This window comes from Aeromicrobium sp. (assembly GCF_047606445.1).
Lineage (GTDB): Bacteria > Actinomycetota > Actinomycetes > Propionibacteriales > Nocardioidaceae > Aeromicrobium.
In genome coordinates this window covers 11,861-34,114 of sequence record NZ_JASGEK010000028.1, presented here as the reverse complement: position 1 = coordinate 34,114, position 22,254 = coordinate 11,861, and the positions used below count along the sequence as shown (strand labels likewise).

At 70.4% G+C, this 22,254-nt stretch carries 22 protein-coding genes; 19 read left to right on the top strand and 3 right to left on the bottom strand.

The window, feature by feature from the left end; all coding sequences use genetic code 11:
- The first annotated feature begins 37 nt into the window (after positions 1–37).
- Complete coding sequence (locus tag QM621_RS06700; protein WP_414989596.1) at positions 38–496, top strand: SRPBCC domain-containing protein; 459 nt, start codon at positions 38–40, stop codon at positions 494–496.
- On the opposite strand, the gene QM621_RS06695 is transcribed toward QM621_RS06700, so the two are convergent.
- Complete coding sequence (locus QM621_RS06695) at positions 493–1,470, bottom strand: GNAT family N-acetyltransferase (protein WP_414989595.1); 978 nt, start codon at positions 1,468–1,470, stop codon at positions 493–495. The genes QM621_RS06700 and QM621_RS06695 overlap by 4 nt on opposite strands.
- Before the next feature lie 60 nt (positions 1,471–1,530).
- Here QM621_RS06695 and QM621_RS06690 point away from each other — a divergent pair, with 60 nt between their 5' ends.
- From QM621_RS06690 to QM621_RS06670, 5 genes are all read left to right on the top strand, one after another.
- A complete protein-coding gene (locus tag QM621_RS06690; protein WP_414989594.1) occupies positions 1,531–2,145 on the top strand; it encodes a GyrI-like domain-containing protein in 615 nt (204 codons plus the stop codon).
- Positions 2,146–2,339: 194 nt separating this feature from the next.
- Positions 2,340–3,014 carry a translation initiation factor IF-3 gene (infC, locus tag QM621_RS06685; RefSeq protein ID WP_414989593.1) on the top strand — a complete coding sequence of 225 codons (675 nt, stop codon included), beginning with the start codon at positions 2,340–2,342 and terminating at the stop codon, positions 3,012–3,014.
- The gene (rpmI, locus tag QM621_RS06680) at positions 3,014–3,208 is read left to right on the top strand and encodes a 50S ribosomal protein L35 (RefSeq protein ID WP_414989592.1); all 195 of its coding nucleotides are present in this window, start codon (positions 3,014–3,016) and stop codon (positions 3,206–3,208) included. The genes infC and rpmI overlap by 1 nt, the downstream gene beginning before the upstream one ends.
- A gap of 34 nt (positions 3,209–3,242) precedes the next feature.
- Positions 3,243–3,635 carry a 50S ribosomal protein L20 gene (gene rplT / locus QM621_RS06675; protein ID WP_414989591.1) on the top strand — a complete coding sequence of 131 codons (393 nt, stop codon included), beginning with the start codon at positions 3,243–3,245 and terminating at the stop codon, positions 3,633–3,635.
- A 29-nt stretch (positions 3,636–3,664) separates the two neighbouring features.
- Positions 3,665–4,459: a TrmH family RNA methyltransferase gene (locus tag QM621_RS06670; RefSeq protein ID WP_414989590.1), complete on the top strand. Its 795-nt coding sequence runs from the start codon at positions 3,665–3,667 to the stop codon at positions 4,457–4,459.
- Here QM621_RS06670 and QM621_RS06665 read toward each other — a convergent pair.
- Positions 4,456–5,346 (bottom strand): hypothetical protein, encoded by an 891-nt coding sequence (locus tag QM621_RS06665; RefSeq protein WP_414989589.1) that lies wholly within the window; start codon positions 5,344–5,346, stop codon positions 4,456–4,458. The genes QM621_RS06670 and QM621_RS06665 overlap by 4 nt on opposite strands.
- Before the next feature lie 51 nt (positions 5,347–5,397).
- On the opposite strand from QM621_RS06665, the gene QM621_RS06660 reads away from it, so the two are divergent.
- The 4 genes from QM621_RS06660 to pheT all read left to right on the top strand — a co-directional run bounded on the left by QM621_RS06660 (position 5,398) and on the right by pheT (position 10,726).
- Positions 5,398–5,943 (top strand): hypothetical protein, encoded by a 546-nt coding sequence (locus QM621_RS06660; protein WP_414989588.1) that lies wholly within the window; start codon positions 5,398–5,400, stop codon positions 5,941–5,943.
- Between the two features lie 8 nt (positions 5,944–5,951).
- The gene (locus QM621_RS06655) at positions 5,952–6,980 is read left to right on the top strand and encodes an ATP-binding protein (RefSeq protein ID WP_414989587.1); all 1,029 of its coding nucleotides are present in this window, start codon (positions 5,952–5,954) and stop codon (positions 6,978–6,980) included.
- Between the two features lie 28 nt (positions 6,981–7,008).
- On the top strand, positions 7,009–8,127 hold the full coding sequence (gene pheS / locus QM621_RS06650) for a phenylalanine--tRNA ligase subunit alpha (RefSeq protein ID WP_414989586.1): 1,119 nt from the start codon (positions 7,009–7,011) through the stop codon (positions 8,125–8,127).
- A gap of 85 nt (positions 8,128–8,212) precedes the next feature.
- On the top strand, positions 8,213–10,726 hold the full coding sequence (pheT, locus tag QM621_RS06645; protein WP_414989585.1) for a phenylalanine--tRNA ligase subunit beta: 2,514 nt from the start codon (positions 8,213–8,215) through the stop codon (positions 10,724–10,726).
- A gap of 12 nt (positions 10,727–10,738) precedes the next feature.
- Here the strand turns inward: pheT and QM621_RS06640 are convergent, their stop codons facing one another.
- Positions 10,739–11,437 carry a DUF3800 domain-containing protein gene (locus tag QM621_RS06640; RefSeq protein WP_414989584.1) on the bottom strand — a complete coding sequence of 233 codons (699 nt, stop codon included), beginning with the start codon at positions 11,435–11,437 and terminating at the stop codon, positions 10,739–10,741.
- A 395-nt stretch (positions 11,438–11,832) separates the two neighbouring features.
- On the opposite strand from QM621_RS06640, the gene QM621_RS06635 reads away from it, so the two are divergent.
- The 9 genes from QM621_RS06635 to argH all read left to right on the top strand — a co-directional run bounded on the left by QM621_RS06635 (position 11,833) and on the right by argH (position 22,212).
- Positions 11,833–13,281, top strand: coding sequence for a vWA domain-containing protein (locus QM621_RS06635; RefSeq protein ID WP_414989583.1), 1,449 nt, complete (start codon positions 11,833–11,835; stop codon positions 13,279–13,281).
- Positions 13,282–13,448: 167 nt separating this feature from the next.
- Positions 13,449–14,894 carry an argininosuccinate synthase gene (gene argG, locus QM621_RS06630; RefSeq protein WP_414989582.1) on the top strand — a complete coding sequence of 482 codons (1,446 nt, stop codon included), beginning with the start codon at positions 13,449–13,451 and terminating at the stop codon, positions 14,892–14,894.
- Positions 14,894–15,976 carry an N-acetyl-gamma-glutamyl-phosphate reductase gene (argC, locus tag QM621_RS06625; protein WP_414989581.1) on the top strand — a complete coding sequence of 361 codons (1,083 nt, stop codon included), beginning with the start codon at positions 14,894–14,896 and terminating at the stop codon, positions 15,974–15,976. The genes argG and argC overlap by 1 nt, the downstream gene beginning before the upstream one ends.
- A gap of 79 nt (positions 15,977–16,055) precedes the next feature.
- The gene (gene argJ, locus QM621_RS06620; RefSeq protein ID WP_414989580.1) at positions 16,056–17,207 is read left to right on the top strand and encodes a bifunctional glutamate N-acetyltransferase/amino-acid acetyltransferase ArgJ; all 1,152 of its coding nucleotides are present in this window, start codon (positions 16,056–16,058) and stop codon (positions 17,205–17,207) included.
- The gene (argB, locus tag QM621_RS06615) at positions 17,204–18,190 is read left to right on the top strand and encodes an acetylglutamate kinase (protein WP_414989579.1); all 987 of its coding nucleotides are present in this window, start codon (positions 17,204–17,206) and stop codon (positions 18,188–18,190) included. The genes argJ and argB overlap by 4 nt, the downstream gene beginning before the upstream one ends.
- A 3-nt stretch (positions 18,191–18,193) precedes the next feature.
- Positions 18,194–19,381, top strand: coding sequence for an acetylornithine transaminase (locus tag QM621_RS06610; RefSeq protein ID WP_414989578.1), 1,188 nt, complete (start codon positions 18,194–18,196; stop codon positions 19,379–19,381).
- Positions 19,378–20,310, top strand: coding sequence for an ornithine carbamoyltransferase (argF, locus tag QM621_RS06605; RefSeq protein ID WP_414989577.1), 933 nt, complete (start codon positions 19,378–19,380; stop codon positions 20,308–20,310). Before QM621_RS06610 ends, argF begins: the two co-directional genes overlap by 4 nt.
- Positions 20,307–20,810 (top strand): arginine repressor, encoded by a 504-nt coding sequence (locus QM621_RS06600; RefSeq protein WP_414989576.1) that lies wholly within the window; start codon positions 20,307–20,309, stop codon positions 20,808–20,810. The genes argF and QM621_RS06600 overlap by 4 nt, the downstream gene beginning before the upstream one ends.
- Entirely contained in the window at positions 20,803–22,212 is a 1,410-nt protein-coding gene (gene argH / locus QM621_RS06595) for an argininosuccinate lyase (RefSeq protein WP_414989575.1), read from the top strand. The genes QM621_RS06600 and argH overlap by 8 nt, the downstream gene beginning before the upstream one ends.
- Positions 22,213–22,254 lie beyond the last annotated feature (42 nt).

Sequence of the window (22,254 nt, the reverse complement as noted above, 5' to 3'; positions counted from 1 at the left end):
GACAACTCGCCGCTTCAGGGGGGCGTAGGGTCTCGGCATGGACCCTGTGCCCGACCTGGAACTCAGCCGCGTCATGGCGACGACGCCCGAGCGGATCTGGGCGGCGTGGAACGATCCCGACGCCATCGCGCGGTGGTGGGGTCCCGACGGCTTCACGAGCACGGTGCGCGCATTGGACGTCCGCGACGGCGGCCGCTTCGACGTCGTGATGCGCGGTCCCGACGGCACGGAGTACACGAACCTCTACCTCTTCGAGGACGTCGATCCGGGTCGCCGGCTCGCCTACGTCCATCAGGGGTCGGCCGAGTGGGGGCTCGCCCCGTCCCGCTCGGTCGTGACCTTCGACGTCGAGGAGGGCGGGTCCCCGCGGACCCGCGTCACGCTGCGCTCCTACTACGCCTCCGACGAGGACCGCCGCCGCCACCTGGAGGACTTCCAGGCCGCCGCCGGAGCCCGCCAACTCCTCGAACGCCTGGAGCGCGCGGCTGCTGCTTAGAGCGGCACGCTGATGTGGATCTGGTCGTCGTGGCGTTCGACGCGGGCGATGAAGCCGGCCGCGCCGACGGCGCGCAGGAGGCGGTCGTTGGAGTCGGCGGAGATGAAGGTCAGCGAACGGGCGTCCTGCTCGCGGGCGGTCTCGGCGGCCTGGCGGACCAGCATCGCGCCGACGCCGCGCCCCTGCCAGTCGTCCTCGACGAGCAACTGCGCGGTCCAGACGTCCTGTTGCGGCTCGACCACCGCGTGCCCGACGACGTCGAGGCCCGCCTGCACGACGAGCGCGACCCCGCCGTGGTCCGGCACCACCAGCCGACGGGCCATGCGCGTGGTCATCGGCATGCGCAGCGGCGTCTGATAGCGGGCGTAGAGCGTGGCGACGCTGCACCGCCCGTGCAGCGCGGCGACCGCGTCGATGTCGGAGAGGGTCGCCCGCCGCACCATCGGGAAGGGGTGGGCGGCGTCCGACGGCGCGAGCAGCGGGAGGTCCGCGCCCGCGTCGCTCACCAGCGACAACAGAGCCTGGGCGCGTGAGCGCTCGGCCGGGGTGAACGGGACCGCGCGGCTGATCCGCAGGGTCGTGCCGCCGCGCCGGACCAGGTCGAGCACGTCGTGTCCGGCGTAGTCGACCACGTCCGGCGGCTCGGTCGCCAGCAACTCCTGGAGGACTTCCTCCACATCGCGCCCCTCCTCCAACACTTGGTGGACGGCCTCCAGATAGCGGGTCGGCGCGTCGGCCACCCGGCCGTCATCGATCCGCGTGACCGCGATCCCCGCGCCGCCGGCCTCCCGGAACACGCGGGCGATCGACAGCTCGTCGGCGTCCCCGTCGACCACGAACTCGTCGGTGACCTGCTCCCCGGACCCCAGCACCTGCATCGCGACGATGTTCAGCCCCGCGCGGCCGCAGGCGTGGGCGACCTCGGCCAGGATGCCGGGCCGGTTCTCCAGGGTCGTGCGCACTCGCCAGGGCATGCGCCGATCATGGCTCATCTGTGTTTCACTTGTGTGTCCGTGCGGCGACAGGGATTCAGGATGGACAAGACCGACTTCAAGAAGACGCTCGACGGCTACCAGGGCAAGCCGGGCGAGTTCCGGCTGGTCGAGCTGCCCGCGACCCGCTATCTCATGGTCGACGGGCACGGCGACCCCAACACCTCGCCCGCGTTCGCGGCGGCGGTCGAGACGCTCTACCCGGTGGCCTACGGGTTGAAGTTCGCCAGCAAGAACGACCTCGGCCGCGACTACGTCGTCCCGCCGCTGGAGGGCCTGTGGTCGGCCGACGACATGGACGCCTTCACCGCCGCGCGCGACAAGTCGCAGTGGGACTGGACGCTGCTGCTCATGGTCCCGGCGTGGATCGAGGCGGAGCTGGTCGACGAGGTCGTGGCGCGGGTTCGGGAGAGGAAGAGCCCGCCCCGCATCGACGACCTCCGCGTCGAGAGGCTCGACGAGGGACTGTGCGTCCAGACCCTGCACATCGGCTCCTTCGACGACGAGGGCCCGGTGCTGGACCGCCTGCACCACGAGTTCGTCCCCGCCGAGGGACTGCGGCTGACGGGCCGCCACCACGAGGTCTACCTCAGCGACGCCCGCCGCACCCCGCCCGAGCGCCGACGCACGATCCTGCGCCAGCCGGTCGTGCGGTGAGCCGCGATTTCACGAAGACGCCCGGGCCTGGTAGGGTTCTGCGCGGAAGTGGAGGCCATCTCCCACCTGCAGGGCTCACGGGTCCTGGGGTCGTGCCGGTTCTCCGGCTGTGAGCGCGATGTCGTGACGACATCCTGCGCGCCCTGGTGGCTTCCGTTTCGAATCGACCATCAGGAGGATTTATCAGCACTGAGTTGCGCGTCAACGACCGCATCCGCGTTCCCGAGGTCCGACTCGTCGGCCCCGGTGGTGAGCAGGTGGGCATCGTCCGCATCGAGGACGCTCTGCGCCTGGCCGCCGAGTCCGAGCTCGACCTCGTCGAGGTCGCTCCTCAGGCCCGTCCGCCCGTCTGCCGTCTCATGGACTACGGCAAGTTCAAGTACGAGGCGGCGCAGAAGGCTCGCGAGTCGCGACGCAATCAGACGAACACCATCATCAAAGAGATGAAGCTGCGGCCGAAGATCGACCAGCACGACTACGACACCAAGAAGGGTCACGTCGTGCGGTTCCTCAAGGCCGGCGACAAGGTCAAGATCACGATCATGTTCCGCGGTCGCGAGCAGCACCGCCCCGAGCTCGGCTACCGCCTGCTGCAGAAGCTGGCCGCCGACGTCGAGGACCTGGGCTTCATCGAGTCGAACGCCCGCCAGGACGGCCGCAACATGACCATGGTGCTCAGCCCGCACAAGAAGAAGTCCGAGGCCCTCGCCGAGGTCAAGGCCGAGAAGGCCAAGGCCACCGCCGAGAAGGCCGCGCAGCGGGAGGCCGACGAGGCCGCCGACAAGGCGCACCGCGAGGCCGCCACCGCCACCCCCAAGAAGAAGCCACGTCGACGTTCCGAGAACCTCGACCCAGACATGGAGGCATAGTGCCGAAGTTCAAGCCCCACTCGGGAATGAAGAAGCGCGTCAAGGTGACCGGTAAGGGCAAGCTCCGCCGCGAGCAGACCAACCGCCGCCACCTCTTGGAGCACAAGCCCTCGACCCGTACGCGCCGTCTCGACGGCACCACGGAGGTCTCGAAGGCCGACACCAAGAAGGTCAAGAAGCTGCTCGGTCTCTGACCGTCGGCTTTCCCCCATTCGTTAGGAGAATCAGATGGCACGCGTCAAGCGTTCTGTCAACGCACAGAAGAAGCGCCGCGAGACCCTCGAGCGCGCTTCCGGCTACCGCGGTCAGCGTTCGCGCCTGTACCGCAAGGCCAAGGAGCAGGTCACCCACTCGCTCGTCTACAACTACCGCGACCGCAAGGCGCGCAAGGGCGACTTCCGCCGCCTGTGGATCCAGCGCATCAACGCCGCGGTCCGCGCCGACGGCATGACCTACAACCGCTTCATCCAGGGCCTCAAGGCCGCGGGCGTCGAGGTCGACCGCAAGAACCTGGCCGAGCTGGCCGTCAGCGACCCGGCCGCGTTCAGCGCGCTGGTCACGCTGGCCAAGGAGAACCTGCCGGCCGACGTCAACGCGCCGAAGGACGACGCGGCCGCCTGACGCGGTCCGTCCCTCCTCGCTGAGCCCGAGTGGCGAGCCCCGAGCAGTCCCTCACCGTCCGTAGCGGACGGGTGAGGCACGCTCGGCGGCTCGCCACTCGGGCTTTTCGCGTGAAAACGGGGGAGTTCCTCGCCGAGGGGCCGCAGGCGGTGCGCGAGGCGGTCGCCGCCGGGGTCGTGATCGAGGCGTTCGCGACCGCTGCGGCGACCGAGCGGTACCCCGACATCGTCGCCGCCTCGCCGGACTGGCAAGTGGTCGAGCCTGAGGTCGTCGCGGAGATCGCCGACGCCGTCGCGCCGCAGGGCATGGTCGCCCGCTGCCGGTCGATCGTCCGTGACCTGTCCGAGGTCGATCTGTCCGAGGCGCGGCTCGTCGTGGTCTGCGCCGACATGCGCGACCCCGGCAACGCGGGCGCGGTGATCCGCTGCGCCGACGCGGCCGGAGCCGACGCGGTGATCCTCGCCGGTGACTGCGTCGACCCGCTCGGGCCGAAAGTCGTCCGCTCGACCGCCGGGAGCCTGTTCCACCTGCCAGTCGTCGTCGAACGCGACGTCGAGACCGCCCTCGACGCGGTCCGTTCGGCGGGACTCGCCGTGCTGGCCGCCGACGGCGGGGGAGACGTCGAGCTGTTCGACCCCGCCCTCGACCGGACCGCCCGGGCCGCCTGGCTCATGGGCAACGAGGCCTGGGGCCTGCCGCCGGAACGACGTGCCCTCGCCGACCGCGTCGTGTCGATCCCGATCTACGGCCAGGCCGAGAGCCTCAACCTCGCCGCCGCCGCCGCCGTCTGCCTCTACGCCAGCGCCCGCGCCCAACGCTCCTAGCCGAGCAGACCCGGGATCTGGCGGGCCGGGGCGAACTGGCCGTGCGGCTCGCGCAGCCAGTCGGTCGGGCCGATCTCGCCGCGCTGTTCCATCGCCCGCACCTGGGACTCCGGGTAGGGCCCGTACTCGGCGCCGCGCCAGACGAGGAATTGACGCTCCGGAGCCGGGGGCGACGGCACCGGAGGGGCGGGCGCCCGGAGCAGCTCCGCAGTGCGGATGAACCGACCGTCGGGCAGTCGCAGCCAGTCGTCGGCCAGGATCGTCTCCTGCGCGGCGAAGGCGCGCACGTCCTCCAGCGAGTAGGGGCCGAACTCCTGGCCGGTGCGCCACAGCGTGTACTCGTCCTCCTCCGTCGGGGCCCGGAATCGCGGTGTGGGCCGGCCCTGCGGAGCGGCGGCGAAGGTCGCCGGAGCGGTACGTCGGGCGCCGCGGATCGAACCGAGGAGGATCACCAGCAGTGTCGCCGTCGGCATGGCGGTGAACGAGGAGAGGTCGTAGGGCCAGGGGCCGGAGAAATCCGGCCACACCGACCTGCCGAAGGTGTCGCTGGCGATGAAGGTGGTGACGGCGTAGAAGAGCCATGCGAGCAGCGCCAGCACGCCGAAGACCACCATCGTGACCGCGGCGCCGGCCTTCCGGGCGGCGAGCGCGATCAGGCCGAACAAGGCCAGCAGCGCCGTCGCCGTCACGGCGAGGTAGGTCGCCAGCGTCCAGAAGGAGGACTCGAAGTAACCCGTCGGCGGGTCGAAGACGTTGAGCGCCGCCCAGGCATGGGCGTCAGAGAGGTTGATCGACAGTTTGACGAGCACCGTTGTGGCGTAACCGCCGACAAGCAGGGCTATCATGCTCGCGGTCGTCCGCGCGCCGCCGAAAGGAGGGACTGGCATGCGCCGATGCTAGACCGATAAGGTCGGAGCGCGCAGAAGGACGGTGATCGCATGAGTTCATCCGCACAGTCGCCGAGGCGAGCCCTCGGCGTGGGTGCCGCGCTGGCCGCGCTGCTGTTCCTCGACCTGGCGCTGGTGGTCGCCGCGCTCGGCGTCGTCGCGCTCGTCGCCGCGATCACGGTGGACGGCTCGCTGTCGACGGTCGTCGACTACGGTCCGGGACTGCTCGGGGTCGCCGTGCTGGCGGGGGCGTGCGTGGTCGTGCTCCGGTGGGCCGAACGAGGCCTGGCCGCCTGGACGGCCGACCCCCGTCTCGACCGGGCCAAACGCGTCGTGTCGTTCCTGCTGGCGCTGCTGGTCGCGATCGTCGGCAACTTCCTGGTGCTGACCGGCGCGGCCTTCGTCTTCATCTCGCTGATCGTGCTGGCCGCGCAGGCGTTGCGCGGCGGTGTCGACCACCTGGGGGAGTTCCTGGGTTCGATGGTGATGTTCGTGGTCTCGGCCGTCGTCGGGTGGCTGCTGTTGCGGGCGCGCGGTCAGGGTGTGCTGCGTCCTCGCCTCGAACGGTTCACCGGTGTGTCCGGCCGGGAGCGCTGAGGGCGCGTATGGACGTCGAGGAGTTCCCCGACGGCGTGATCGTGGCCGGTCGGGACGGTCGGGTCACCGCCGCGAACCGGCGGGCGCTGCGCTTCGTCGGACGCGATGACCTCGTCGGCCTGCCGCTGGCCGAGGCGATGCCCTTCGACGACCGCAGCGGCAACGCGTGGATCGACTGCGCCCGCCCCTATGACGGGTTGAACACGCGCACGGCCGTCGCCGAGCAGTCGTGGTTCTCCCATCAGGGGGTCGAGTACCTCATCACCGCCGCGCTGCGCCGTGACCGCGTCGGCGGCGAGGTCGACCAGGTGGTCGTCAGCCTCCGTAGCGCCGCCGTGCGCGACCGCCTCGACCGGGAGCGGTCGGACCTCGTCGCGACCGTCGCCCACGAGCTGCGGTCGCCGCTGACCGGCATCAAGGGCTTCACCGCCACCCTGCTCAGCAAATGGGACCGTTTCACCGACGAGCAGCGCCAGTTCATGTTGGAGACCGTCGACGCCGACGCCGACCGGCTCAGCCGACTCATCACCGAACTGCTCGACGCCGCCCGCATCGACGCCGGACGGCTCGCCCTCGCGCGGGCGCCGGTGCGCCTCGACGAGGTCGCGCGACGGGTGCTGCGCAGCGTGTCGGCGGCCAGCGCGCCGTCGTGGAGCGCGGAGCTGGACGAGGTCGACGTGATCTGGGGCGACGCCGACCGGCTCGCCCAGGTCATCACCAACCTCGTAGAGAACGCGATGCGCCACGGCCACGGGCTGCGCCGCGTCGAGGTCGTCGAGGAGGGACGGGGCGGCGAGCCGGGCGCGCGGCTGCGGCTGGTCGACGCCGGTCCGGGCATCCCCGAGGAGGAGCGGCAGCGGGTGTTCAACCGGTTCTGGCGCTCCGGACCGGGGGCGGGCAGCGGGCTCGGTATGTACATCGTCGGCGGGATCGTCAGCCAGCACGGCGGCCACGTCGAGATCGGCGACGCGCCGGGCGGCGGGGCGCAGATCGACGTCTGGCTGCCGGTCAACGAGCCCGATGTGCTGACGGACTAGCCAGCTCAGCGGACTAGACTCGTGCCTCGTGTCCGCCCCGAACTCTGACTACGACCCTGTCGAGGTCACGCCGCTGCATCCCGACGAGATCGCCCGGGTCACCGGCGAGGCGCTGGAGGCCGTCGCGGCGGCCACGACGCTCGCCGAGTTGAAGCAGGCCCGCCTCGACCACGCCGGCGACCGCTCGCCGCTCGCCCTGGCCAACCGGGAGATCGGCGCGCTGCCGCCGCAGGCCCGCAAAGAAGCCGGACAGCGGGTCGGCCAGGCGCGCGGCGAGGTCAACCGCGCCGTCGCCGCGCGCACCGAGGAGCTGGAGGCCGTCGAGAAGGCCGCGCGCATCGCCGCCGAGACGGTCGACGTCACGCTGCCGGTCGACCGTGAGCCCGTCGGCGCGCGCCACCCGATCACCACCATCCAGGAGACCGTCGCCGACATCTTCGTCGCGATGGGCTGGGAGGTCGCCGAGGGCCCCGAGGTGGAGGCCGAGTGGCTCAACTTCGACGCGCTCAACCTCGGTCCGGACCATCCGGCGCGCACCATGCAGGACACCTTCTGGGTGAAGTCGGGCGAGGAGGCCTCGCAGGAGTCGGGCATGGTCCTGCGCACCCACACCTCCCCGGTGCAGGCGCGCACGATGCTCACCCGCACGCCCCCGATCTACGTCGTCTGCCCCGGTCGCGTCTACCGCACCGACGAGGCCGACGCCACGCATATGCCCGTCTTCCACCAGGTCGAAGGCCTGGCGATCGACAAGGGCCTGTCGATGGCGCACCTCAAGGGCACGCTCGACCACTTCGCGCAGGCGGTCTACGGCACGGAGATGACGACGCGTTTCCGCCCGTCCTACTTCCCGTTCACCGAGCCGAGCGCCGAGGTCGACCTGCTCTGCTACGTCTGCCACAACGACCCCGCGCGGGTCGCCGACTGCCGCACCTGCGGCGGCGAGGGCTGGGTCGAGTGGGGCGGCTGCGGCGTGGTCAACCCGCGCGTGCTGACCGCCTGCGGCGTCGACCCCGAGGTGTACTCCGGCTTCGCCTTCGGCATGGGTCTGGACCGCACCATCACCAGCCGTTACGACATCGCCGACCTGCGCGACCTGTGGGACGGCGACATCCGCTTCACCGAGCCGTTCGGAGTTGGTCTATGAGCGAGCGCCAGCGAGTGAACCATCAGATGATCACGAGCGTCCTCCCGTATTCTTTCCACCTTTCTGTCACGGGAGGGCGGTCGTGATGCGCGTTCCCGTCGAATGGCTGCGCGAGCTGGTCGAACTGCCCGAGGGCACGACGACCGAGGAGCTCGCCGACCGCCTCACCATGCACGACCTCAAGTTGGAGGAGATCCACGGCGGCGGCCTGACCGGCCCGCTGACCGTCGGCCGGGTGCTGGCGATCAACCCCGAGCCGCAGAAGAACGGCAAGGTCGTCAACTGGTGCCGGGTCGACGTCGGCGCGCAGAACGTCGAGTCGGTGCCCGACGCGCCCGGCGACGACGTGCCCTCGCGCGGCATCATCTGCGGCGCGCACAACTTCGCCGTCGGCGACCTCGTCGTCGTGTCGCTGCCGGGCACCTACCTGCCCGCGCTGGGCTTCGAGATCGGCTCGCGCAAGACCTACGGCCACGTCTCGGACGGCATGATCTGCTCGACCGCCGAGCTCGGCCTGCCCGACGACCCGTCGGTCGACGGCATCCTCGTGCTGGAGCCGGGCAGCGCCGAGCCGGGCGACAGCGCTGTCGAGCTGCTGGGCCTGGCCGAGCAGACCTTGGAGCTGGAGGTCAACCCCGACCGCGCCTACGCGCTGAGCCTGCGCGGCGTCGCCCGGGACGCGGCGCTCGCCTTCGGCGTCCCGTTCGTCGATCCGGCTGAGAGGGTCGCTCTGCCGTCCGGCGACGGCGGCTACCCGGTGCGGGTCGAGGACGCCGACGCCTGTCCGCTGTTCACCACGATGACGGTCACCGGCATCGACCCGACCCGACCGACCCCCGCCTGGATGGCGCGCCGGATCGAGCAGGCGGGCATGCGCTCGATCTCGCTCGCGGTCGACATCAGCAACTACGTCATGTTGGAGCTCGGCCAGCCGAACCACTGCTACGACCGGGCCAAGCTCGACGGCGAGATCGTCGTGCGCCGGGCGAGCGACGGCGAGACCATGACGACCCTCGACGACGTCGAGCGCACGCTGACGACCGAGGATCTGCTCATCACCGACGGCTCCGGCGTCATCGGCCTCGCCGGCGTCATGGGTGGAGCGCGCGTCGAGCTGGACGAGACGAGCACCGACGTCGTCATCGAGGCCGCGCACTTCGACCCGGTCACGATCTTCCACGCCGAGCGTCGCCACAAGTTGCCCTCGGAGGCGTCGAAGCGTTTCGAGCGGGGCGTCGACCCGGCGTTGACCCTCGTGGCCGCGGCGCGGGTCGCCGAGCTGTTGGTCGAGTTGGCCGGCGGCACGCTGGAGCCCGGCTTCGGCCAGGTGGGCGAGGTTCCGGCGCGCGCCTCGGTGACGTTCCCGGTGGATCTGCCCGCGCGGATCAGCGGCGTCGACATCAGTCCTGCCGACGCGCAGGCCGCCTACGAGGCCAACGGCTGTGTGGTCGAGACCGACGGCGCCGCCTTCACGGTCACGCCGCCGACCTGGCGCTTCGACCTGAACGACCCCTACGACTTCGTCGAGGAGGCGCTGCGCTCGGCTGGCTATGAGAATGTGCCGTCGATCGTGCCGACGCCGACCGGTGGACGCGGTCTGACCCGGCATCAGCAGTTGCGGCGTCGCACCGGCCATGTGCTCGCGGGCGCGGGCCTGGTCGAGGTGACCACGCTGCCGTTCGTCGGTCCTGCCGACTTCGACAAGCTCGGCCTGCCCACCGACGACGCGCGCCGCCGCCAGGTGCTGCTCGCCAATCCGCTGTCGGAGCGCGAGCCCGGCCTGACCACGACGCTGCTCACCGGCCTGCTGCGCGCCGCCTCGCTCAACGTCGGGCGGGGTCACGAGAGCGTGCAGATCAGCGAGATCGGCCGCGTGTTCCGTCCGGCCGAGGGCGACCCGGTCGCGCCGATCTACGGCGTGGAGTCGCGCCCCAGCGAGGAGCAGTTGGCGGTGCTCGACGCCGCCCTGCCCGACCAGCCGTTCCACGTCGGCCTCGTGCTCGTGGGCGAGAGGGAGCACGGCGGCTGGGACGGCGCCGCCCGACCGGTGGCCTGGTCCGACGCGGTGTCGGTCGTGCGGAAGCTGGCCGAGGTGCTGCACGTCGAGGTCGAGGTGAGCCAGGCGCAGGTCGCGCCGTGGCACCCGGGCCGTTGCGCGGAGTTCACGCTGGCCGACGGCACGCTCGTCGGCCACGCCGGCGAGCTGCACCCCGACGTCGTGGAGGCCTACGGCCTGCACGGCCGGGTCGCGGTGGCCGAGGTCGACCTCGACGCGCTGCTGGCCGTCGCCCCGGCCATCGGCCCGAAGCCCGACTTCTCACCGTTCCCGGTCGCCAAGGAGGATCTGGCCTTCCTGATCGACGCCGCCGTGCCCGCCGAGCGGGTGCGCGAGGCGCTGGCGGGGGCGAGCGAGCTGATCGAACAGGTGCGCCTCTTCGACGTCTACACCGGCGACCAGGTGCCCGACGGCCAGCGTTCGTTGGCCTTCGCCCTGCGCCTGCGCGCCCCCGACCGCACCCTCGCCGACAAGGACATCACCGCCGCCCGCGAGGCCGCCGTCCAAGCCGCCGCCGCCCTGGGAGCGACCCTGCGCGCGTAGGCCCGGCTGTTCTCAGGGGTCGAACCTCTTACGGTCCAGCGTCTTGAAATAGTTGCGTTTCAAGGCACGTTCAGCCCGATCTCTGGGAGTCGAGAAGAAGTCTTGCTCTGACGATGACAGTCTGGCGGTTCTGATCTTCTCGCGGAGCAGAGCGAACGTGCAGCAGAGGTCAGCGGCTTGGAAGAGGCTGTAGTCGGAGGGGTAGACATTGCGGATTTCAACGTTGGAAAGATGAGAGTTGAACACGATATTGACCAGACGAGTGAGTTCTTTCTGCCCGTTGTCGTAGTAGATGACGACTCGATCCCACGACGTGAAGAACGCGTAACGTGAGCGGATAAGTGAGCCAAGCTCGTGGGACATATGACTCACCAGGTGGTCGTTGTCAGTGTGTTCACGCTTGTTGAACACCCAGGAATGATGGGTCACCTCGCATCGGTGTACGAAATCGACGAGTAGACGAAATAGTGAGCGTCGATCAGAGAGGCTGAGCCATCGGTACTCTTGTTCCCTGCGGATGAGAGGCCCGGTGTGGAGCGCGTGGTCGGCCGAGAAACCTCGGGCGAGGAGACCTTCGTGGATCCTGTCGAGGTGATGGCTGATGTCATCGCTCTGGTCGTGAAAGACGAGGCTGAGTACGTAGAAGGGTGAGTGCTCCTGGAATGGACCGAAGTCGCCCGACTCATCGATGAAAATGCTGAGTTCACGCACGAAAAATCCCCGAGAAATGACTTCAGGCGGGGAGCGCCCGCCTGAAGAGTGTGGCGAGGGTATCCCCGCCTAAAGGGTGGACCATGGCCTCCCGGCCAGCCCAGTTCCCCCAGAGTAGCACCGCGGTCTCCTACGTACGACTGCGGACTCAAGGTGTTCCTACTGATGACATCACAGGGGCGGGCATTCTTCATGAGTCTCGTCGGAGACTTCTCCCCATTGACGGTGAGGCGGGGGGGGCTTAGGTTCTGCGTATGTCGTCGTGGGCGTGGTCTCCTGGGAAAGTCGTACTTCTGATCGTGGGGGTGGTGGCGCCGGTGGTGTTGGTGGCTGGGGGTGTGGTGTGGTTTGTGTCGCGTGATGACGGCAGCACTCAGGCGGCGGAGGATGGGCCGGTGGTCGAGTCGTCGGAGACGCCGACGGTGATTGTGTTGGACGCGTCGGCGTCGATGTTGACCGATGACGCGCCGGGGGTGCGGTTCGAGGCGGCTCAGACGGCTGTCACGTCGTTGGTGGAGGCGTTGCCGGAGTCTCATGAGTTGGGGTTGGTGGTCTATGGCACGGGGACGGGCACGTCGGACGCGGAGTTGGAGGCGGGTTGTGAGGATGTGTCGACGTTGATCGAGCTTGGTCCGTTGGATAAGGGCGAGTTCGTCTCGACGGTCGGTGAGGTGGCGCCGCGTGGGTTCACGCCGATGGGCAGGGCGTTGGAGGCGGCTGCGGCCGTGTTGCCGGACACCGGTGAGCGGTCGATTGTGGTCGTGTCCGATGGTGAGGACCATTGTGGGCAGCAGGGTTTCGGGAAGGAGCCGTGCGAGGTCGCGCGGTCGTTGGAGGGGATCACTGTGCATACGGTCGGTTTCAAGACGACGGGCAACGCGGCGGCGACGGAGCAGTTGGACTGTATGGCGCAGGAGACGGGCGGGTTGGCGTTGGACGCGGCGAATCCGGCGCAGTTGGAGGCGCGTCTTCCTGCGGTGTTGGATCCGGAGTGGGCGGCGTCGACGATTCAGCCGGCTGGGTATCGGGGTGTGGCGCCGGGGATGACGGTGGAGGAGGCGGCCTTGGCGGCGGAGGCCGCTGGTGAGGAGTTGTCGGAGGTGGCCGCGTCGGGCACGGTGGAGGTGGTCTATGTGGACTGCACGCTGGTGTTCACCGATGGTGTGGTGGTCCGGGTTGTTCCGGAGGATGAGGAGTTGACCACGATCGACAATGTGGGTGTCGGGGACGATATCGCGGTCGCGGAGGAGTTGTACGGGGTGGCGGGTGAGCCGTCGCGGGTGATTGAGGACGACACGGTGGTGTATCCGCTTGATGTGGACGCGGGGACGGGTTATGAGGTGACGTTCACGCCGTCGTCGGCCGGCGAGGTGGCGGGGGAGATCACGAAGATCATTTTGTGTTTGTGCCTGCCAGAGCCAGAGGAGATCATCTTCGACCCGCCGCTGCTTTTGACTGATGAGTCGGACATTGACCAGATAGACGGTGTGTCTGACGATTTCAAGGACTATCTCCGCGACGAGTTGGTCCCGGAGTTGGATGCCGAGGCGCAGGAGTTCGCGTTGGATTGGACTGGCCCCGGCGAGGGCGGATGGGCCATCTACCTCGGGGGCTACCGAGCTGAGGGGTATGCCTTCGGCGGACATGGATTCGGTAGTGGCGAGGCGCAGGCGCTCTGGGCCAAGGTCGACGGCGAGTGGCAACTCCTGATGACCCCTGACATCTACGACTGCCAGGAAGTCCGCGATCTCGGATGGCCTTCGGGATTGTTCAGCGCCTCCAGCATGCCACCGGTGGATCAGTGTGTGGACTCGTCCGGTCAAGTAGTCCCCTACACCGGCTGAGACGACGGCTTAACGTCCGACCACGCGCTGTCGTGAGCAGCCGAAGTCCATGCGGTCGAACTCCATCCTCGTCGGGCTTGGTGGCGACGATAGTTCCGGCGGGTCGAGGATGTCGACCCTTCGACCCTCCTTGCAAGAATTTGCGGACCTATGCAAAGATGTGAGGCATGTCCAAGGTTCTGACTTCCCTGCCCGCTGGTGAGCGGGTCGGCATCGCGTTCTCTGGCGGACTCGACACCTCCGTGGCGGTCGCGTGGATGCGCGACAAGGGGGCCGTCCCCTGCACCTACACCGCCGACCTCGGCCAATACGACGAGCCGGACATCTCCGGCGTCCCCGGCCGCGCGATGGAGTACGGCGCCGAGCTCGCGCGGGCCATCGACTGCAAGCGGCCGCTGGTCGACGAGGGCCTGGCCGCCCTCGCCTGCGGCGCCTTCCACATCCGCTCCGGTGGCCGGGCCTACTTCAATACGACCCCGCTGGGCAGGGCCGTCACCGGCACGCTGCTGGTACGCGCGATGCACGAGGACGACGTCAACATCTGGGGCGACGGCTCGACCTTCAAGGGCAACGACATCGAGCGGTTCTACCGGTACGGCCTGCTCGCCAACCCCGAACTGCGGATCTACAAGCCGTGGCTCGACGCCGACTTCGTCAGCGAACTGGGCGGCCGGGCCGAGATGAGCCAGTGGCTCACCGAGCACAACCTGCCCTACCGCGACAGCCAGGAGAAGGCCTACTCCACCGACGCCAACATCTGGGGCGCCACCCACGAGGCCAAGACGCTGGAGTACCTCGACGTCTCGCTGGAGGCCGTCGAGCCGATCATGGGCGTCAAGTTCTGGGATCCGTCGGTCGACATCGACACCGAGGACGTCACGATTTCCTTCGAGGCCGGCCGGCCCGTCGCGATCAACGGCGCCGGATTCGACGACCCCGTCGCGCTCGTCCAGGAGGCCAACGCCATCGGCGGGCGCCACGGGCTCGGCATGTCCGACCAGATCGAGAACCGGATCATCGAGGCCAAGAGCCGGGGCATCTACGAGGCCCCCGGCATGGCGCTGCTGTGGACCGCCTACGAGCGGCTGGTCAACGCGATCCACAACGAGGACACCATCGCCAACTACCACCAGCACGGTCGGCGGCTCGGCCGGCTCATGTACGAGGGCCGCTGGCTCGACCCGCAGGCGATGATGCTGCGCGAGTCGGTCGAGCGGTGGATCGCCTCGGTCGTCACCGGCGACGTCACGCTGCGGCTGCGGCGGGGCGAGGACTACACGGTCCTCGACACCCAGGGCCCGGCCTTCTCCTACCACCCGGAGAAGCTGTCGATGGAGCGCACCGAGAACGCCGCCTTCGGCCCGACCGACCGGATCGGCCAGCTCACCATGCGCAACCTCGACATCGCCGACTCGCGGGCCAAGCTGGAGATGTACGCCGCGCAGCCGCTCGACCAGGGCCAGGTGCTCGTCGAGAACGGCACGCTGTTCGGCGACCTCCCGGCCGGCGGCGCCATGCGGATCGAGGCCAACCCCTCGGTCGAGGGTGACGAGACTGGGTCATTGGTGGAGGGGGCCGTCGACGCGGCGGCGATGGAGTTCGGAGCGGACTGATGACGACTGTGTTATCTGCCGCCCAAGGGCCCGGCGCCCCCGCCATCACAGTCGCGGTGGCGGGGGCCAGCGGGTACGCCGGAGGCGAGGTGCTGCGGCTGCTGCTCGGGCACCCCGAGGTCCGGATCGGCGCGCTGACCGCGGCCTCGAGCGCGGGCACGCGGCTGGTCGAGCACCAGCCGCACCTCGTGGCGCTGCACGACCGGGTCATCGAGCCGACGACGCCGGACACGTTGGCCGGTCACGACGTGGTCTTCCTCGGCCTGCCGCACGGACAGTCCGGGGCGGTCGCGGCGGCCCTCGGCCCCGACACGCTCGTCATCGACTGCGGCGCCGACCACCGGTTGGAGAGCGCCGCCGACTGGCAGGCGTACTACGGCGGCGAGCACGCGGGCACCTGGCCGTACGGCCTGCCCGAGCTGTTGAAGGGCGAGGCGACCCAGCGCGCCGAACTCGCCGGAGTCGAGCGGATCGCCGTCCCGGGCTGCAATGTCACGGCGGTGACGCTCGGCCTGCAACCGGCCGTGCACGCCGGGCTGGTCGAGCCGACCGACCTCGTCGCGGTGCTCGCCAACGGCTACTCCGGCGCCGGCAAGGCGCTCAAGCCGCACCTGCTGGCCTCGGAGGCGATGGGCTCGGCGAGCCCCTACGCCGTCGGCGGCACCCATCGGCACATCCCCGAGATCGCCCAGAACCTGGGCCACGCGGGGGCTGAGGCGGTGTCCATCTCGTTCACCCCGACCCTCGTCCCGATGGCGCGCGGCATCCTCGCCACGGCCACCGCGAAGCTGCGTCCGGGCGCCGACGCCCGGGCGCTCCGCGCGACCTACGAGCGGGCCTACGCGGACGAGCCGTTCGTCCACCTGCTGCCCGAGGGCCAGTGGCCCTCGACCGCCGCGACGCTCGGCTCCAATCACGCGCACCTGCAAGTCGCCGTCGACGAGTTGGCCGGCCGTCTCGTCACCGTCACCGCCCTCGACAACCTCGTCAAGGGCACCGCCGGCGGCGCGATCCAGTCCATGAACCTCGCCCTGGGCCTCCCCGAGACCCTGGGCCTGCCCACCGAAGGAGTGGCCCCATGAGCGAGCGGATGCGAGCGAACAATATGGCTCTCCTCATGCCGTCGCCGCCTACCATGCTTTTCTCCAAGGCGGTGACGGCATGAGCGTCACCACGCCGAAGGGCTTCCGGGCGGCGGGGGTCGCGGCCGGGCTCAAAGAGAGCGGCAACCCCGACGTCGCGGTCGTCGTCAACGACGGGCCGTCCTCGGCCGCCGCGGCCGTGTTCACCTCGAACCGGTGCAAGGCCAATCCGGTCCTGTGGAGCGAGGAGGCGATCAAGGGCGGCAGCGCCCGCGCGGTCGTGCTGAACTCCGGCGGCGCCAACTGCTACACCGGCGCGGCGGGCTTCGCCGTCACCCACCAGACCGCCGAGTTCGCCGCCGAGCGGCTGGGGATCGGCGCGATCGACGTGCAGGTCTGCTCGACCGGCCTCATCGGCCTGCTCAACGACCGTGACGACCTGCTCGCCGGAGTCGGCGCGGCCTTCGACGCGCTGAGCGCCGAGGGCGGTCCCGACGCGGCCACCGCGATCATGACCACCGACACCGTCAGCAAGCAGGCCGTCCGGGAGGGCGACGGCTACGCCCTCGGCGGCATGGCCAAGGGCGCGGGCATGCTCGCGCCGGCGCTGGCCACCATGCTCGTGGTCGTCACGACCGACGCCGACCTCCCGGCCGCCGATCTCGACGCCGCGCTGCGGGCCGCCACGGCGCAGTCCTTCGACCGGCTCGACTCCGACGGCTGCCAGTCCACCAACGACACGGTGCTGCTGATGGCGAGCGGCGCCAGCGGGGTCAGTCCCGACCTCGCGGAGTTCACTGACCGGCTGACCGACCTGTGCCGTGACCTCGCGCTGCAGCTGCTCGCCGACGCCGAGGGCGCCGACCACGAGATCGCCATCGAGACCCGTAACGCCGCCACCGAGGCCGACGCGCTCGCCGTCGGCCGGTCGGTGGCGCGCAGCAACCTGTTCAAGTGCGCGATCTTCGGCAAGGACCCCAACTGGGGCCGGGTGCTGGCCTCCATCGGCACCACCGACGCCGCCTTCGATCCGGCGAACCTCGACGTCGCGCTCAACGGCGTATGGGTCTGCAAGAACAGCGGCCCGGCCGAGGACCAGAACCTGGTCGACCTCGAGCCGCGCCAGGTGACCGTCACCATCGACCTCAAGTGCGGAAAGGAGGCGGCGACGATCTGGACGAACGACCTCACTCACGCGTACGTCCACGAGAACTCCGCCTACTCGACATGAGCGAGAACACCGAGACCACCGACACCGAGACCACGCCCGAGGAGTGGCACCCCGCCGACTGGGAGAAGGCCACCACGAAGGCCGCGACCCTGGCGCACGCCCTGCCCTGGTTGAAGAAGTACCACGACAAGATCCTCGTGGTGAAGTACGGCGGCAACGCCATGACCGACGAGGCGCTTAAGCGCGCCTTCGCCGAGGACATCGTCTTCCTGCGGCTGGCCGGCTTCAAGCCGGTGGTCGTGCACGGCGGCGGCCCGCAGATCAGCGCGATGCTCGACAAACTGGGCATCGAGAGCGAGTTCCGGGGCGGCCTGCGGGTGACCACGCCCGAGGCGATGGAGGTCGTGCGCATGGTGCTGACCGGCCAGGTCGGGCGCGAGCTCGTCGGGCTGCTCAACCACCACGGCGACCTCGCGGTCGGGCTGTCCGGGGAGGACGGCGGCCTGTTCACCGCCGAGAAGACCATGCCGGTCGTCGACGGCGAGCCGGTCGACATCGGCCTCGTCGGCGAGGTCGTCGGCGTGCGCCCCGAGGCGGTGCTCGACCTCATCGAGGCCGGGCGCATCCCGGTCGTGTCCAGCGTCGCGCCGGACGCAGGCGGCCAGGTGCACAACGTCAACGCCGACACCGCGGCGGCCGCCCTCGCGGTCGCGCTCGGCGCCGAGAAGCTGCTCGTGCTGACCGACGTCGAGGGCCTGTACGCCGACTGGCCGAACTCCACCGACGTCATCGGCGAGATCAGCCCGGAGTCGCTGGAGGACATGCTGCCGACCCTGGCCAGCGGCATGATCCCGAAGATGACCGCCTGCCTCAACGCCGTGCGCGGCGGCGTCGCCCGCGCCACCGTGATCGACGGCCGCGAGCCGCACTCGGTGCTGTTGGAGATCTTCACCGACGAGGGCGTCGGCACCCAGGTCCTGCCCGGCGCGGCCACCCGGGTGCGCACCGCGCTGTACGCCACGAGCGTCGACAAGGGGGATTGAGGGATGAGTGCTCAGACCATCACCGGGGCGGAGCTGACCGAGCGGTACGGCGCGTCGGTCATGAACACCTTCGGCACGCCCGCGCGCGTCCTCGCCCGGGGCGAGGGCTCGACCGTCTGGGACGTCGACGGCAACCGCTATCTCGACCTGCTCGGCGGCATCGCCGTCAACGCGCTCGGCCACGGCCATCCGGCCGTCGTCCAGGCGGTGACGACGCAGCTCCAGACGCTCGGCCACGTGTCGAACTTCTTCATCTCCGAGCCCCAGGTGCGGCTCGCTGAGAAGCTGGTCGCGCTGGTCGGCGACCCGTCGAGCCGGGTGTTCTTCACGAACTCCGGCGCCGAGGCCAACGAGGCCGCGCTCAAAGCGACCCGCCGGACCGGACGGAGCAAGGTCGTGGCGACCGAGGGCAGCTTCCACGGCCGCACGATGGGCGCGCTGTCGCTGACGTCCAAGGTCGAGTACCGCGAGCCCTTCGAGCCGCTGCCCGGCGAGGTCGTCTTCGTGCCCTATGGCGACGTCGCCGCGCTGGAGGCGGCGGTCGACGAGACGGTCGCGGCCTTCGTGGTCGAGCCGATCCAGGGCGAGGCCGGCGTGGTCGACGCGCCCGACGGTTACCTGGCCGCCGCGCGGGAGATCACCGCGCGGCACGGCGCGCTGCTGTGGTTCGACGAGGTGCAGACCGGGATCGGCCGCACCGGCGACTGGTTCGGCCACACCGCCTCCGGCGTCGCCCCCGACCTCGTGACGCTGGCCAAAGGCCTCGGCGGCGGCCTGCCCATCGGCGCGCTCGTCGCGCTCGGCGAGGCCGCGACGCTGCTCGGCCCCGGCCAGCACGGCACGACCTTCGGCGGCAATCCCGTCGCCACGGCGGCGGCGCTCGCCGTCATCGAGACGATCGAGTCCGAGGACCTGTTGTCGCACGTGACGAACCGGGGCGACCAACTGGCCGACGGCCTGGCCCGGCACCCCCGGGTCGAGCGGATCACCGGCCGCGGCCTGTTGCGGGGCGTCGTGCTGACCGAGCCGCGGGCCGCCGACGTGCAGCAGGCCGCGCTCGACGCCGGCCTCATCGTCAACGCCCCGCGCCCCGACCGGCTCCGGCTCGCGCCGCCGCTGGTCCTCACCGAGGACGAGGCCGCGCACGCCGTGTCCACCCTGTCGACCCTGCTGGACGAGGTATTGGCATGACGATCAGACATTTCCTGCGCGACGACGACCTGAGCCCCGACGAGCAGGCCGAGGTGCTGGCGCTGGCCGCCGAGCTCAAAGCAGACCCCTACAGCCGCAAACCGCTGGCGGGGCCGCAGACGGTCGCGGTGCTCTTCGACAAGTCCTCCACCCGCACCCGGGTGTCCTTCGCGGTCGGCATCGCCGACCTCGGCGGCTCGCCGCTCGTCATGGACTCCGGCGTCACCCAGGCCGGACGCGGCGAGCCGGTCGAGGACACCGCGCGGGTGCTGGGCCGCATGGTCAGCTCGGTCGTCTGGCGCACCTACGCCCAGGCCGACGTGGAGACGATGGCGCGGCACGCGGGCGTCCCGGTGGTCAACGCGCTCACCGACGACTTCCACCCGTGCCAGATCCTCGCCGACTGGCTGACCGTCCTGGAGCACAAGGGCTCGCTGGCCGGGCTCACGGTGGCTTTCGTCGGCGACGGCGCCTGCAATATGGGCCACTCGTATCTGCTCGGCGGCGCGACGGCGGGCATGCACGTGCGGATCGGCGCGCCCGAGGGCTACCAGCCGGCCGCTCAGGTCGTGGCCGACGCCGAGCGGATCGCGGCGACCACCGGCGGCTCGGTGCTGGTCACCGACGACCCGGTCGTCGCGCTGACCGGCGCCGACGTCGTCATCACCGACACCTGGGTCTCGATGGGCATGGAGGACTCCAAGGCCGAGCGCCTGGAGGTCTTCGGTCCGTACGCGCTCACCCGTGAGTCGGTGGCCCTCGCCGAGCCCGACGCCATCGTGCTGCACTGCCTCCCGGCCTACCGGGGTCTGGAGATCGCCGCCGAGGTGATCGACGGCCCGCAGAGCGTCGTCTGGGACGAGGCCGAGAACCGCCTCCACGCCCAGAAGGCCGTGCTGACCTGGCTGCTGGAGCAATCCCGCTCATGAGCGTGCCCGACACCAAGGCGGGGCGCCAGCGGCTCATCGTGAGCTTGCTGCGCCAGCACGCGGTGCGCTCGCAGGGGGAGCTGGCGGGCCTGCTGGAGAGCGAGGGGGTCAGCGCGACCGCCTCGACCATCTCCCGCGACCTGGTGGAGCTCGACGCGCTGCGGGTGCGCCACACCGACGGCGGCCTCGTCTACACGGTGCCGGGGGAGGGCGGCGACCGCACGCCCCAGCCGGTGGCCGACAGCGCCGCCGCGCAGGCCCGGCTGACGCGCTTGGCCCGCGAGCTGCTGGTGAGCGCGGAGTCCTCGGCCAATCTCGTCGTCCTGCGGACGCCGCCGGGCGCCGCCCAGTATCTCGCCTCGGCGGTCGACCAGGTCGCCCTGCCTGACATCCTGGGCACGATCGCCGGCGACGACACCGTCATGGTGATCTGTCGCGAACCCGACGGCGGGGCCGACGTGGCCCGCCGCCTGACCGAACTGAGGAGACCGCGTGACTGAGACCGATCAGGCCGAGACCCGCCTCTGGGGCGGACGGTTCGCCTCCGGCCCGTCGCCGGAGCTGACCGAGTTGTCGCGCTCGACGCACTTCGACTGGCGCCTGGCCCCCTACGACATCGACGGCTCGCGCGCCCACGCCCGCGTGCTGCACGGCGCGGGCCTGCTGAGCGACGACGACCTCGCGGCCATGCTCGCCGGGCTCGACCAGCTCGCCGCCGACGTCGCCTCGGGCGCTTTCCGTCCCGACCCGGCTGACGAGGACGTGCACACCGCTTTGGAGCGCGGCCTGCTGGAACGCCTCGGCGCCGACCTCGGCGGACGTCTGCGCGCCGGACGCTCGCGCAACGACCAGGTCGCCACGCTGTTCCGCGCCTATCTGCGCGACCACGGCCGCACCATCGCCGCGATGGTGACCGAGCTGGTCACCGCGCTCGCCGACCAGGCCGAGGCCCATCTCGGCGACCCGATGCCGGGCCGCACCCACCTGCAGCACGCCCAGCCGGTGCTGCTGTCGCACCATCTGCTCGCCCACGCCTGGCCGCTGGTGCGCGACCTCGACCGGCTCGCCGAGTGGGACGCCCGCACCGGCGCGGACTCGCCGTACGGCTCCGGCGCGCTCGCCGGGTCCTCGCTCGGGCTCGACCCCGAGGCGGTCGCGGCCGACCTCGGCTTCGCGGGGTCCACCCCGAACTCCATCGACGGCACCTCCTCGCGCGACTTCGTCGCCGAGTTCGCCTTCGTCTGCGCGCAGATCGGCGTCGACCTGTCGCGCCTGGCCGAGGAGATCATCGTCTGGAACACCCGGGAGTTCGGCTTCGTCACGCTGCACGACGGCTACTCGACCGGGTCGAGCATCATGCCGCAGAAGAAGAACCCCGACGTCGCCGAGCTGGCGCGCGGCAAGTCGGGACGCCTCATCGGCAACCTGACCGGCCTGCTGTCGACGCTGAAGGGCCTCCCGCTGGCCTACAACCGCGACTTGCAGGAGGACAAGGAGCCGGTCTTCGACTCGGTCGACACCCTCGAGGTGCTGCTCCCGGCGTTCACCGGCATGGTCGCGACGCTCGCCTTCCACACCGAGCGGATGGCTGAACTGGCCCCGCAGGGCTTCGCGCTGGCCACCGACGTCGCCGAGTGGCTGGTCCGCGAGGGCGTGCCGTTCCGGGTCGCCCACGAGCTGGCCGGCGCGTGCGTGCAGGAGTGCGAGCGACGCGGGATCGAGCTCGACGCGCTGACCGATGAGGATTTCGCCGCCATCTCGCCGCACCTCACGCCCGGCGTGCGCGAGGTGCTGACCGTCGAGGGCTCGATCTCCTCGCGCGACGGCCGCGGCGGCACCGCGCTGACGCGGGTCACCGAGCAGTTGGCGGAGCTGCGGGGCCGGATCGCCCCCGGCCGCTGAGATTGAATTTTTCCTGAGCGGACCTGGTAGTCTGGGCGCGGC